The organism is Nostoc sp. CALU 546 (assembly GCF_048836525.1).
Map to the genome: position 1 here is coordinate 42,897 of NZ_JAWJTF010000063.1, position 13,565 is coordinate 56,461.

Sequence of the window (13,565 nt, forward strand, 5' to 3'; positions counted from 1 at the left end):
ATCACAAATGACCAATGACAAATGACAAACAATGATTTTATCGGGCTAGCAATTTCTTATATTTACGCAACTAGTCTGCTTATTATTGGCGAAGGACTGCGTAGGCTATTGGGCGTAAAGCCAGATTTGACGCGCAAAGTAATTCATATTGGTGCAGGAATGTGGGTTTTCGGCGTCCTGCTGCTATTTAATCGCTGGGAAATCGGAATTATACCTTTTGCTACCTTTATCGGACTAAACTACCTGTTTTACCGCTACCGATTCATCGGCGCAATGGATACAGAGGATAGCTCACCTGGCACAGTTTATTTTGCTATCTCAGTGACGCTGTTGTTTGGGTTACTGTGGCGACCAGATGGGCCAGTAGATAGGGTTGCGATCGCTGTAGCTGGGATAATGGCAATGACCTGGGGTGATGCAATAGCAGCATTAATCGGTAGACGCTTCGGACAGCATAAGTACCAAGTGGGAAATTCTGTGCGTTCCTGGGAAGGTTCAGCAGCGATGTTTATGGCCAGTACAATGGTGATTTTCTTGGTGCTATTGTTGCTACCTGGTTCATCCCTGAGTCCCCTAGCAACACCTTTAGATTTAGGATGGGCTTTGTTAACGGCTGTGGTAACTGCTACTTTCGCAACCCTAGCAGAGGCAGTCTCACCTCACGGTACAGATAACCTCAGCGTACCTCTAGTAGCGGCAGGGGTAGTTTGGATTATCATGCAGGGATTTTAAAGAACTCCCAATGACCTCGTACCCAATACGGTTCGGTTAAGGTTTTTTGATGAAAATTCTAGATCCAAAGACGCGATAAATCGCCGTCTCTACAAAAGATTGATCCTTGTAGAGACGGCGATTTATCGCGTCTCTTGCCTTAACCAAACTCCAAACTCGCAAACTCACAAACTCACAAATTCCAATTGCGGCGGAAATGGAAAAAGCCTTCTAAAAACTCTTGCAAAGCAATATTTCTATTTAACTTTTGCTTACTCCACTCTCTTGCTGTTTGTTCCAGAATTTCTGAAAAACTAGGATAGACGGGAGATAAATTTGCTAAATCTTTGACTTTAATTTTTTGTGACATTGCCAACGCAATCAAATTAATTAATTCTCCAGCTTCTAACCCCAATATTGAAGCTCCCAAAATTTCACCATTTTGTAGCACAATTAATTTACATATACCAGTGGTTTCGCCTCGAAGTTGAGCTGCTGCCACTGTTTTAAAATACTGTCGCAAAACTAAAATTTCATCTCGACGAAATTGGCGTTTTGCCTGAGCCTCTGTCAGACCAACTTGCGCCACCATCGGCACAGAAAACATCGCCCAAGGGATGGAACGATAATTTACTCGTAATCTGGGGAAAAACAGTGCATTGTTCAGGGCAATTTTTGCTTCATAATTAGCGACATTCGCAAAGTCGTAACCACCAATTACATCACCACAAGCGTAAATTCGATGGTTAGTGGTTTGCAGTTTATCATTCACCACTAAGCTACGCCGATGCCATTTCACGCCTACCATTGCCAAATTTAGAGATTCAAGATTCGGCTGTTGTCCAGTCGCCACTAAAATTTCATCAGTTTCAATGGCCTTATCTCCTGCTTGAATCCACTTTTTATTCTCAATTACCCTCACCTGAGTCACTAGTTTATCGGTGAGGACGCGCACACCTTCGACTTCCAACTGTGCCTGAAGCAATATGGCTATCTCAGGGTCAATATTGGGTAGAAGATATGGATGCTTGACTGCCAGCGTCACACTGCAACCAAATCGCGCTAAAGTTTGAGCGATTTCAATGCTTTGAGGAATACCACCGATAATTACCCAATTTTTGGTTAATTTCGCTTGATTAAGGCATTGCCAAATATTAGATAGGGTAAAGTAGCCTGTAGCTTCCAATCCGTCAATCTCTGGAATTTCTGGACGCGAACCACTGGCCAGCAAATAGGTACGGGCGCATAGGAGGCGATTGTTAACGGCAAAAGCTAGTTGGGGTGAAGATTGAAATTGACCACTGCCAACAATGACATCGACTCCCTGTGCGGCTAGGATGGCTGGCGAATGCTGTTCTTTGAGATTTGAGGCGACGCATTGAGCATACAGCATCGCTTCTTGCCATGCCATAGATATGTCGCATTCTTCTGAGGTATTAGTGTGTGTGGCATGAATACCAAAACCAGCAGCATCATTCAACTTCTGCGCCAGTTTACCGATTTCGGTAAGAGCATGGTGATGAGTGAACCCATAGTCTACTTTAGGTTCCACCAGAGCAACTGTAGCTCGTAGTTGGGTTGCAGCAAGAGCAGCGTAGTATCCAGCAAGACTGCCACCAATAATTACAACATCGTAGTCAATTGTCATTTGTCATTGGGCATTGGGCATTGGGTATGGGGCATTGGGCATTGGGGAGAGTGAAAAATTATCTCATCTCCCCTACTCCCCTACTCCCCACTTAGCACTCAGCACTCAGCACTGAGTCTAGCGCTGTGAGTAAGCATTGGTTATCGGACTCTTCACGTACAGCAACCCGGAAAAAGCGATCGCCTAGTTCTTTAAAACTAAGGCAATCGCGGATTAAAATCTGATTATGCTTGAGTAATTGTTGCTGTAACTGCGACGTAGATTCTTGGGACTCAACCAGTAAAAAGTTAGCAGCACTTGCTTGGGGTTGCAATCCTGGTACTTTAGCTAAACCCTGAAAGAGTTGATTTCGTGCAGGTGGTAGCCATGCCCAGGTTTGCTGCTGAAACTCCGTATCCTGAAGGGCCGCAATTGCCGCCGCTGCTGCTAGCGTGTTTACAGGCCAAGGGTCACGCCATAGCTGCCATTTAGCTAGGCAGTCGGGGTGTGCGATCGCATATCCTAATCGCAGCCCAGGAAGACTGTAAAATTTGGTCAGCGATCGCAATATTACTAAATTCGGATATTCTTGCACCACCGGAATCAGGCTTTGTTCCTCATTAGGCGGCACAAAATCCATAAATGCTTCATCCACCACAACCAAAGCAAATTGCTCCAGGTAGGGCAATATAGAGTCCCGCGAAAATAGTTTTCCGGTTGGGTTGTGGGGATTATTCAGCAATAGTCCTTTGTCATTTGTTCTTTGTCCTTTGTCAATGAATAATGACCAATGACCAGTGACGCCACGTGCTTCACTTGGGGAGACCCCAAGACCGCAGTGGCTCACCAATGACAAAGGACACTCCAGCACATTAGCGTTATACGCTGCCAAGGTTCGGTAATAGTCACCAAAGGCTGGAGTGATTAAAATTGTCGCGGCTAATTGAGCTAATTCCCTACCTACTAAAGTGAGTAATTCTGCGGAGCCGTTACCCGGCAGAATCCACTCAGAAGGCAATTGATGGAAGTGACTGAGAGCTAGTCTCAGTTCACTATAGTTTGGGTCTGGATAGTGCTTAAGATTACCAATTTGGGACAGTATAGCAGCGATCGCGCTGTTTGGAGGCCCCAATGGGCTGATGCTAGCAGAAAAATCCAGAATAGCGTCAGGGGGACAACCAGCCAGTGCTGCTGCCCAGGCTAAATTTCCCCCGTGTGCAGGTTGCCGCATTAAAAAAGAGTTCCCGAAGACAGAACCTATGCTTTTGGGGGTGCTACCTTTTCTCTAAACAGTTTTCCTGCTGAGAAGGCAGGAACCCTCGTCGCTGGAATTTCCATCTTTTCATTTGTTTTCGGATTGCGACCTTCGCGGGCTTTACGTTCCCGTGATTCAAATGAGCCAAATCCCACCAACGTTACCTTATCACCAGAGGAAACCGCTTCAATAATCGTTTCCAGAGCGGCAGTTAAGACTGCATCCGCTTGTTTCTTGGTAACACTAGCTTTTTCAGCTACGGCATCAACTAATTCACCTTTGTTCATGTCAATCTCCTGAAGGTTTACTTGAGATTCTTTACGGATGCACCTTGATACATCAGTACTGAAATCTCTGTTCGCAGAAATACAAAAGTCATCCTTTGGGAGTATTTTTACTCAAAACGCCTGTACATCCCATCGGCTCGACTTTTCAATGAATCATTCTAAGGCGTTGTAGCCTGATGTGGATAGATGAAACCATTAATTTATATAGATTTCAGGATTTTTTGTAATTTTAGAGTACTTGTTTCACTAAAAACCACCCCAAAAGTAGGAAAAAATACCTAGTAAATACCCCTATTGCCAATAAAACAGAGGAGTGGAGAGGTGGAAGATGGTCAGCATTTGTTGGGATTAATTACCGTTGTTGAAGAGTTATTGCTGAAATTAACCAATTTTTATGGAAATCGAAGGCTCAGGTTCCCGATTTATCTAAAAAGTCGGGGATTTTGATCACTTTTCACGTCAGGTGGAAAAACCAACGCGAAATCTAATCCCATAGCAAGCTTCTCTAGTAGGAAAAAAGAAAAAATTAAAGCCTCTCCCCTAGAAGGCTATCAATTGGCAACATCTTTCTTAACATTTATGATGGCGATCGCTATCATAAATTCTTCTCTGCGTTCGCGTAGCGTGTCACAGACATAGGAGTATCTCCCGTTTTTGTTGGCTGACTGGGCTACAAACCTATATCTATTTTGTTCTACAGGACAATGAAATACTAACTTACAGCATTTCACTGCGAGGCTTCAGCCGCTTATCTGCTCTGCGCGGAGAATTCGTGAACAAGAAGATCCCCGACTTCTTTAAGAAGTCGGGGATCTGAGCCTTTGCCAGAACTGACTCACCTGCATATCATCTTTATTATCTACCTGGAACCTTCAACCCCCTGCGCTCAAGGATTTGCCGTACATCTGGGCTGGGATTGTAGTTATAACCATAGGAGGAGTTTTCAGAGTCATCCATAATTTGAGGTGTGAGCAATACAATCACCTCATTACGCTGGTTGGATCTGTTTGTACTTCTAAACAGCGAACCAATTAGTGGAAGATCACCCAAAATAGGAATCTTGGAAACAGTTGTCCGGTCTGAATCTTGAATAATACCTGAGAGAATTAGCGTTTGACCATCTCGCAGGCGAATCAAGCCAGAATTAAGAGAGCGTTCAGACACCAAAAATATTGTTTGGTTATTTCCTGAAACATTTAGTACAGCTGAAGATTGGGGTGCTTTGACAACAGGAGCCACTGACAGGGATACAAAACCATTGTCATCAATCCGATCAACTTTAACAGCTAGGGTTAAACCCACATCTGTTTTCTCAGCTGTAACAGTTTGCACAGAACTACCATCACCACGAGTTGTTTCGCTCTTGATGTTTCCTACCACTTCCTGAGTAAGTTTGACATTAGCCGTTTGACCTTCTTGCACAATTAAGGTCGGGTCGGTCAAAATCTTGGCATTGCCATTTGTAATCTGAGCTTGCAAGCTAGCGAGTAACCGTCTGGGGAACTGGTACAGAGATGGTAGAGCAGATGTTACTGTTCCCAGAGTTCCTGGTGCGAACGTAGTAACTCTACTAGCAGGACTACCAGGAGTAGCAGGAACGGCAGGAACAAGCACATTACCTTGTGCATCAAGAACAGCAGGAACAGCAGCAATAGGAGCAACGGCAGGAATATTTGTAATAGTGGTTACATTTGGTGTTCCCTGGGTAATGTCTGTGAAACCGGTTTGGAATGGATTTTCTGAAACCCCGGCTCGACGGTTAAAGAATGATTCAGTTCCTCCTCGTACATCAGGTTGTTGTAACACCCCGTCCACAATTGTTCTGTTGCCTATTCCAGTTCCTGGAATAGGAGTAGAGTTATTTAAATCCAGGAAAGTATTACCACCACTATAAGGATTAGCAGTAACAGGCGTACCACCGCTTACATTGCTTCTTGCTTCAGCGCTAGTAGCTGGTCTGGAACCACCAAAATTCAGAGATGCAGCACCACTATCATTGCTAAAGTAGTTGTTACCAATACCAAAAGAAAAGCTGCTGTTAGAGTCCTGGGTGTTCAAGAGGTTAACATCGATAATCTTTACGTTAACTACCACCTGACGACGGCGGATATCAAGTTGAGTTAGTTGAGCCATCGCCATCTCAACTAGCCGAGGAGGCCCAATCAAGGTTAGAGCATTGGTGCGCTCATCTCCTAATGCTTGTAAACCTCTGAGTAATGGGTTAGAGTCTTTGAAATCAACGCGTTGAGTTTCAACTTTGGTTTCTGTAGTCGTCTGAGTTTGTGTAATGGGAGCAACTCCAGCACCTACAGGTACAGCATTAACACTGGTAACTTGTCGTTCTCGGCTGACGGCACTTTCTGCTCCCAAGCCGACCAAAAAATTCAGGGCGACTCCCACCGTTACCTGATTGAGTCGCAAGCTACGCATAACCATATCACGGGTGGAATTAGGTAGTTTAGGCCCTACAAAAACCGTGCGATTACTACGGTTCGCTTCTAAACCACTCAAACGCAAGACATAGTTAAACACATCTTGCACTGGTTCATTTTCTATATCTAACGAGATTGTTTGAGAAACTGCTGGTGCATTAGCAGCAGCACCTTGCTCACCTCCGATATAAGCTAGGTTCAAATTAGCTGCACGAGCAAGCAATGACAAAACCTCACGCACCGGCGCATCTCGCAGGACTAGACGGGGTACACGTTCCTGAGTTCCTAAATCAACTGTGCTAGGAGAAGCATCAGTATTAGATATGGCAATATCTCCCACTGGTGGGGCAACGGCTCTAGGTAAGAAAGGTGGAGCCTGACTCAGAGGTTGACCTGGCCCAGCAGCTTGTGCAGGTTGTCCGTCAATGGTGACTTGTGGGTTGGGAACGAGAACACCTGAATTTTGACCAGATTGGGCTGGAGTAGTAACAGGTGGTGCTGTGGATGTTGGTGCTGTTGGCGTTGGTGCTGATGCTGTAGTGCCAGTGGATGGGCTAAAGCTGAGTGTAATTCCATTTTGCGATCGCACCACGGGTTGACTGCCAGGTGCGTTGTTACTGCCAGTTACCGTCACCCGGATGCTATTGGCATCAAGCTGATTAACCTCAACAGAGGTAATTCCTGGTGCTGGGCTATCTTGACGAAAACTATTACCTTGTGGTAATCGTAATTGAGTATTGATAATATCTGCAATTAAAGCATTGCCTCTTTTCGTAGTGAAAACTTGGGGGCGTGACCCGGAAGAAGTTTTCAAAGCAACGCTAATTCCACCATCAACTGCATTTAACTGTACATTAGTAACTTGGCTGATTTGTGCCCAAACTGGTTGAGCTGCCAAAAATACAAAAGCAGCAGTACTCAATATAAAACTATTACCGTGAAGCTGTTTCACAGTTCATTCCTCACCTAATAAAACCTTGTTTACAGACAATTTGTGCGTAGGCGCTTAAAAACCACGTCTACACAAGACTTTACCCACCTCCGTGGGTTTCAAACCCTCAATTTCTTCTTAGTCCGCGGAGGCGGACTACCCTGCGGGAACGCCAAGGGCGAACGCTACTGTAGCCGCGAATTCTATTCGCCCTGGCTTTAGTTGACTATTTTTTCGGGGCATTTTTAGCTGCCGCCGCCGCTATTTCTTCTGGACTAAGTGGCATCAATACCTGTAATTGGAATGATGTATTAATCGCTGCTGGCCCTACCTGCATCGGTGTTTTATCTAATGGGGATCTTGTCTCTACTGGAGCCAAAGTTGCCACATAATCTTTAACTATTAACAAAGGCTGTAACCGCTCAATGTTACGCATTATCGATTGTGTTTGTTCGTAAGTTCCGGTAATTTCGGCATTGATAATGCTGCGTTGCAGCTTACCGTCAACCTGTAGTCCTAGAGTTCCATCGATAACTGGTTCTGGTTTTTGGGAAACGGGCACAAATTTCTTCAGTTTGGCTCTCACTGCATTAATAGAAGTTGGAGTATTACCAGACTCAATTAAGCGGTTCAGATCCAACAACAATGTATCTAAGGTTTTTTCGTTAGCAAATAAATCTAAAACCTGAACTTTTTGCTGTTTTGCCTGTGCTAGTTCGTCTTTAACTTTGTCAATCTGTTTGATATTGGCTTTTTTTTGCTCAATTTGCCCTTGCAGTTCAGTGCTTTTTGCTTGCTGCTGCTGATAGCTTTCCCAAGCTGGCATCAGCAGGTTTAACAATATATAACCTGCTCCTGCTAAACCAATTACCCCCACTAAGATCCCAATAATTTTTGGTGTGAAGGCAATACCAAATACCACGGGGTGGGCTGGCGTTTCCGAATCGAATTCCCCACCATGTTCAGCAAAATTTAAATCATCACTCAGCGTCATTTTGAAATGACTCCTGTTTGTTGCATATTACGAATTCGAGTAACTAACCCCACTGTGCCTTTTTTTTCCAACTCCCGGATTAATTCTGAAGCTGGAACATCATTCATACTTGATTGAATAGTGTATTTAACTACTTGGGGTGGCTTAATTATTACACCAGCAGGAGATTGACCTACACCTGGTGGTAAGGGAGCATCTACTAACGTTGCCGTCAGAATTCTGCTTTCTGTGGACTTCAAGAAGCGAGACTGCTGTAAACTCAATAGGAAATCATTGACATCGTTAAATGAACGAGCCAATCCGGTGATTTCTAATCCTCCCGCGGGATTGCCTACTGGCTGACCTGCTGCTGCCGCAATAGGGGGAATCTGCTTGATATTCTCAATTTGCACTGCTGCTGGAATGCGATCGCGCAAATCTTGCAGCATTGCTGACCAAGGTCGAATCTGGTCAAATACAGTCACTAAAGCTTGTGTTTCACCTTTAATAGCATTCGTCTCAGCTTTGATTTTATTCAGATTTCCTATTTCTGTATCTAGCCTCTTGCTTTCTTGGTCTAGTTGTGATATTTGAACATCTAATTCAACAATCTTCCCTTGCAATATCCACCAGCTAACTCCCAATAAAGCTGGAAGACCTACACCTAATGCAACACCCACATACACAGGTGTTAAATTTCCTGTAGGCAGCTTTAGACCTATTCCTCCCTTTCTCTCAGGCTTTTTCTGGTATGCTGGGCGGTCTTTAAGAAAGTTAACATCTAGGCTATACATTTTATTACACCTCCCGCATTCCTAGACCGAGTACGATCGCTAAACCAGAGCGTTGTACCTGTGGATATTTATCAGTGTCAACTTCTAAGGACAAAGACCCGATTGGATCGATTTGGGTAGTTGGCAAGCTCAAGCGTTGGGTAAAGAATTCATCTAGCTGTTGGAGTCCACCTCCTGGCCCAGCTAATAAAATCTGCGCTACCTCCAAATTTTCACTTTGATTGAGGTAAAAATCGATGGAACGGCGCAGTTCATCCGTTAGTTCTCCCAATACTCTTAATATGGCTGCCATACCAGGATCAATTTCGGTAACACCGGTTTTTCCGCCATCTATAGGAGTTGGGGGAATAACCATTCCGTGTAACAGTTCCATATCTCGTGATGTGGGTAAGCTCATTGCCCTTGCTAAGGCAGTTTGCATTTGATAAGTCCCGATGGGGACTGTGCGCGAAAATTGCGGCACTCCGTTAACGATGATGGCAATTTCTGTACTGTCGAACTCTATATCAACTAGTACTGCTGCTTCTTGTGGCCCGAATTGCCGCAGTTGCTCGCGAATAGTCCGAATCAGGGCAAAACTGTTAATTTCTAAAACATCAATTTGCAATCCTGCCTGCTCGAAAGTGCTTATATAGGTATCCGTTATCTCCTTGCGAGTTGCAACTAAAAGTACATGTACTTTTTCAATGCCATCCTCGTCTATAAAGTAGTCAAGTTTCTGATAATCTACATCAGCCTCTTCACGAGGATAGGGTAAATACAAACCTGCTTCATGGTTTAGCACCATTTCTCGCAGTTCTTTGTCATCTAACTCCGTTGGCACTGGTATAATCCGAACGATGGAATCTCGCCCTGGTACACCAGTAGCAACACGAGAAGTTTTGATTTTGCTCTCAGCTAGCGCCTGCTGGATTAATTGCGCCATTGCTGCGGGGTCGGTTATTTGACCATCGGTAACTACACCTTCTGGAACTGCTACAGATGTAAAGGTTTCTAGTTTTAAGCCTTGACCCTGCTTGCGTAACTGAACTACATTTACCCGTTCGGGAGCAAGTTCAATGCCGACCCCTTTCTTCGATTTGCCAAACAGACTTTTGAAGGTTTTTACCACAGTTGTGCCCGCTGGACTGCTAAATTGAAAATTTAAATGATACTAAAAACGGACTTGGTGCTAAGTAATTTATTTAGCCTATAATCTCGACAATTCTGATCTAAGCTTTTGACACTGAGCAAGCGTAAAAATACTGGGAAAATGATTCAATTGCGAAAATTTAAACAACTTGTTGCTTTTACACTACTTGGCTTATTAACCAGTTGGATGGTAAGTTGCAGCACAGGTAATGTTAGTACAAATACAAAACAAGCTACTTCAGGAGTGTCAACTGTTGAGTTTTGGACAATGCAACTCCAACCTCAATTTACCGACTACTTCAAAAGCCTAATTACGAATTTTGAATCGCAAAATCCAGGTATAAAGATTAACTGGGTCGATGTACCTTGGGCGGCGATGGAGAACAAAATATTAACAGCCGTCTCAGCAAAAACGCCACCTGATGTAGTTAACCTCAATCCAGGTTTTGCTTCCCAACTTGCTGGACGAAATGCCTGGTTAGATTTAGATGCGAAAGTTCCAAACGATGTACGTTCCTCCTATCTACCGAATATATGGAAAGCAAGTACCCTTAATGGCAAGAGTTTTGGGATTCCCTGGTATCTCACCACACGGTTAACCATTTATAACACTGATTTATTAAAACAGGCAGGTATCAATAAAGTCCCTGCAACCTACGCAGAATTGGCACAAGCAGCCCAACAAATTAAAGATAAGACAGGGAAATATGCCTTTTTTGTGACTTTCGTACCGCAAGATTCCGGTGAAGTGCTGGAATCTTTCGTGCAAATGGGAGTCACCCTAATAGATGCTGAGGGGAAAGCGGCGTTTAATTCAGCACAAGGTAAGGCAGCGTTTCAGTATTGGGTAGACTTGTATAAAAAAGGGTTACTTCCCAAAGAGGCTTTAACCCAAGGACATCGCCACGCGATCGATTTATACCAATCTGGAGAGACTGTGTTTCTAGCTTCTGGCCCAGAGTTCCTAAAAACGATCGCAAATAACGCCCCGAAAATTGCTCAAGGTTCGGGAATAGCACCTCAACTCACTGGGGACACAGGTAAGAAAAATGTCGCAGTGATGAACATAGTTATTCCCCGCGATAGCAAACAACCAGACGGCGCTGTGAAGTTTGCTTTATTTGTCACCAATGACGAAAATCAGTTAGCTTTTGCTAAGGCTGCAAATGTCCTACCTTCTACAGTCAAGGCATTATCTGATAGTTACTTTAAAGATGTTCCAGCTAATGCTTCAACAGTTGAAAAAGCACGAGTTATTACTGCTGAACAATTGCAAAAGGCAGAAATATTAACTCCTACTTTGAAAGATTCCAAGAAACTGCAAAAAGCAGTTTATGAGAACTTACAAGCAGCAATGTTAAACCAAAAGACTGTAGATAAAGCTGTAGAAGATGCGGCGCAAGAGTGGAACAATAGATAAATTTGGGAATGGGGCATTGGGCATTGGGCATTGAAAAGAGGCAGAGGGGCGGGGTGCTGCTCTTGCTGAGGGGAAAACTCTTCTCCCTTTCTTCCTATTCCCCATTCCCCATTCCCCATTCCCTATTCCCTATTCCCTTGTTGTAAAAAATCGCCGACTAAATAAAGGGAACCACACAAAACGATTAAATCGTCTGTGGTGGTGGTTGAGGTTGCAGTTTCTAATGCTGTGAATAAATCTGGATGGATTTGGCGATCGCTTAATTGGGGACAAAGGCTGTAAGCTAGGCTTGCTAATTCCTGTAGATTAGCGGAAGTTCTACCTGGCCAAGGTTCTACTGGTATTGGTACTAAAAAAAGGCGATCGCCTGGGCGCAGCAGGGCGGCAAAAATATCAGCATGATCTTTATCAGCAAACATTCCCATAACCCAATTGACGGGGTTAGGGTTAACTGCATCTAAGGTATCAACATACTGGCGGAGAACTTGGGCGGCGGCGGTATTATGAGCGCCATCAAGTAATAATTTATGGCTTTTCCAGGTAGTCCATTGCATTCGCCCTGGCCATTTAGTTTTTGCCATGCCGTTAATTATGGCTTCTTCAGAAATCTGCCAACCCTGTTGTTGGAGAATTTCTAAAGCAGTTAAAGCCAAAGTTGAATTAGTTAATTGAATTTGTCCCGCTAACGGTAACGGGTATTTAATTAATTTAGAATTTTGAATAGTTTGATATTCTGCCCATCCTGTAGCGATTTGACGGGCAGGTTGAGGCGTAAAAATCGGGCATTGTAATTCTAAAGCACGCGATCGCACAACTTCTTCTGCCTCTGGTGGCAATCCTCCAACCACAACGGGACATCCAGGTTTGAGAATACCTGCTTTTTCTCTAGCAATGTCAGCGATGGTAGGGCCAAGTTGCTGCCAGTGTTCCCGGCTAATAGAAGTAATGATTGTAACCAAGGGTTCCAAACAGACATTTGTAGCATCTAAGCGCCCTCCTAGTCCGACTTCTACCACAGCCACATCGACTTGCTGCTGGGCAAAATATAACCAAGCAGCTGCCGTAATTACTTCAAACTGAGTTGCAGAATCATCACCAGCACGAATAGCAGCTTGGACTTTTTCTAATAATTGGCTCAATTCCTCAGAAGAAATTGGCTGTTCATTCAGACAAATACGTTCCGTCCAATCGACTAAATGGGGGGAAGTGTAGCGTCCTGTACGATAACCTGCTTCAGTTAGTACGGAGGAAAGATAGGCACAGACTGAACCTTTGCCATTAGTGCCAGCAACATGAATTACCGGGACTTGGTGATGGGGATTGCCAAGATTTGCCAATAGATTGACAATGCGATCGAGTCCCAGATGCACACCAAAGCGTTGCAAGGGTTGTATTACAGAATCGATATCCAAGTTTTAAGGGTGGGGAATAGGGAGTGTGGGGATAAGGAAGAAGCACGGGGAGTAGGGGGCAGGGGAGCAGGGGAGAGAATAAAAAATTACCTTTTTCCCCTCTACCTCTTTTCAATGCCCAATGCCCCATGCCCAATCCCCGATTAATGAATTTAAGCTTCTCTATCCAAAAAGCCTTGAATTTGTCTTAAAGCCGCAGCGCCAATATTAAACACTGCCCAACTAGCTGCGATCGCAACTGGTGCTAAAACGATCGCTATCCGGTAATCGATATCCATATCTAGAACCCCTCTCTTAAGTAGAAATTAAAGTTTTGTCAACTGCTCTCATTTTTATTTTTAGCTGAAGTGGGCAATTTTTCCAAATACAAATGTAAAGAATGTTTAAATTATGGGGTATTGGGCATGGGGCATTGGGCATGGGAGATTATGAAAAAGGGTAAAGGGTAAAGGGTAAAGGGGAAGGGGTTTGTTTCTTTATCCTTTTCCCTTTAACCTTGTCCCTTTGTCCTCTCATCTCCCCCATTCCCTAAGCCTTGTTAAAACCAATATCAATACCCTTACCAGCATAGCACAAGACATAAAGCTAAACT

11 protein-coding genes are annotated in these 13,565 nt (G+C 44.1%); 2 read left to right on the forward strand and 9 right to left on the reverse strand.

What is annotated here, in order from left to right; translation table 11 throughout:
• Positions 1-21 precede the first annotated feature (21 nt).
• Positions 22-732, forward strand: a complete 711-nt coding sequence (locus tag RRG12_RS26480; protein ID WP_420761232.1) for a diacylglycerol/polyprenol kinase family protein — start codon at positions 22-24, stop codon at positions 730-732.
• Positions 733-904: 172 nt separating this feature from the next.
• Here the strand turns inward: RRG12_RS26480 and RRG12_RS26485 are convergent, their stop codons facing one another.
• The 7 genes from RRG12_RS26485 to pilM form a co-directional block, all read right to left on the reverse strand.
• Positions 905-2,359: a dihydrolipoyl dehydrogenase family protein gene (locus RRG12_RS26485; protein WP_420761233.1), complete on the reverse strand. Its 1,455-nt coding sequence runs from the start codon at positions 2,357-2,359 to the stop codon at positions 905-907.
• A gap of 91 nt (positions 2,360-2,450) precedes the next feature.
• Positions 2,451-3,569, reverse strand: a complete 1,119-nt coding sequence (gene cobD, locus RRG12_RS26490; RefSeq protein WP_420761234.1) for a threonine-phosphate decarboxylase CobD — start codon at positions 3,567-3,569, stop codon at positions 2,451-2,453.
• A 26-nt stretch (positions 3,570-3,595) separates the two neighbouring features.
• A complete protein-coding gene (locus RRG12_RS26495; RefSeq protein ID WP_010998076.1) occupies positions 3,596-3,880 on the reverse strand; it encodes an HU family DNA-binding protein in 285 nt (94 codons plus the stop codon).
• Positions 3,881-4,735: 855 nt separating this feature from the next.
• A complete protein-coding gene (locus tag RRG12_RS26500) occupies positions 4,736-7,264 on the reverse strand; it encodes an AMIN domain-containing protein (RefSeq protein ID WP_420761235.1) in 2,529 nt (842 codons plus the stop codon).
• Positions 7,265-7,469: 205 nt separating this feature from the next.
• On the reverse strand, positions 7,470-8,237 hold the full coding sequence (locus RRG12_RS26505; protein ID WP_069072070.1) for a pilus assembly protein PilO: 768 nt from the start codon (positions 8,235-8,237) through the stop codon (positions 7,470-7,472).
• Complete coding sequence (locus RRG12_RS26510) at positions 8,234-9,010, reverse strand: PilN domain-containing protein (RefSeq protein ID WP_069072071.1); 777 nt, start codon at positions 9,008-9,010, stop codon at positions 8,234-8,236. Before RRG12_RS26510 ends, RRG12_RS26505 begins: the two co-directional genes overlap by 4 nt.
• Before the next feature lie 4 nt (positions 9,011-9,014).
• The gene (pilM, locus tag RRG12_RS26515; RefSeq protein ID WP_069072072.1) at positions 9,015-10,121 is read right to left on the reverse strand and encodes a type IV pilus assembly protein PilM; all 1,107 of its coding nucleotides are present in this window, start codon (positions 10,119-10,121) and stop codon (positions 9,015-9,017) included.
• 141 nt (positions 10,122-10,262) lie between these two features.
• On the opposite strand from pilM, the gene RRG12_RS26520 reads away from it, so the two are divergent.
• Positions 10,263-11,561: an ABC transporter substrate-binding protein gene (locus RRG12_RS26520; protein WP_420761236.1), complete on the forward strand. Its 1,299-nt coding sequence runs from the start codon at positions 10,263-10,265 to the stop codon at positions 11,559-11,561.
• A gap of 122 nt (positions 11,562-11,683) precedes the next feature.
• Here the strand turns inward: RRG12_RS26520 and RRG12_RS26525 are convergent, their stop codons facing one another.
• Both RRG12_RS26525 and RRG12_RS26530 read right to left on the reverse strand, forming a co-directional pair.
• Entirely contained in the window at positions 11,684-12,973 is a 1,290-nt protein-coding gene (locus RRG12_RS26525; RefSeq protein WP_420761237.1) for a bifunctional folylpolyglutamate synthase/dihydrofolate synthase, read from the reverse strand.
• Positions 12,974-13,125: 152 nt separating this feature from the next.
• Positions 13,126-13,251: a photosystem II protein Y gene (locus RRG12_RS26530; protein ID WP_069072075.1), complete on the reverse strand. Its 126-nt coding sequence runs from the start codon at positions 13,249-13,251 to the stop codon at positions 13,126-13,128.
• Positions 13,252-13,565: the final 314 nt, after the last annotated feature.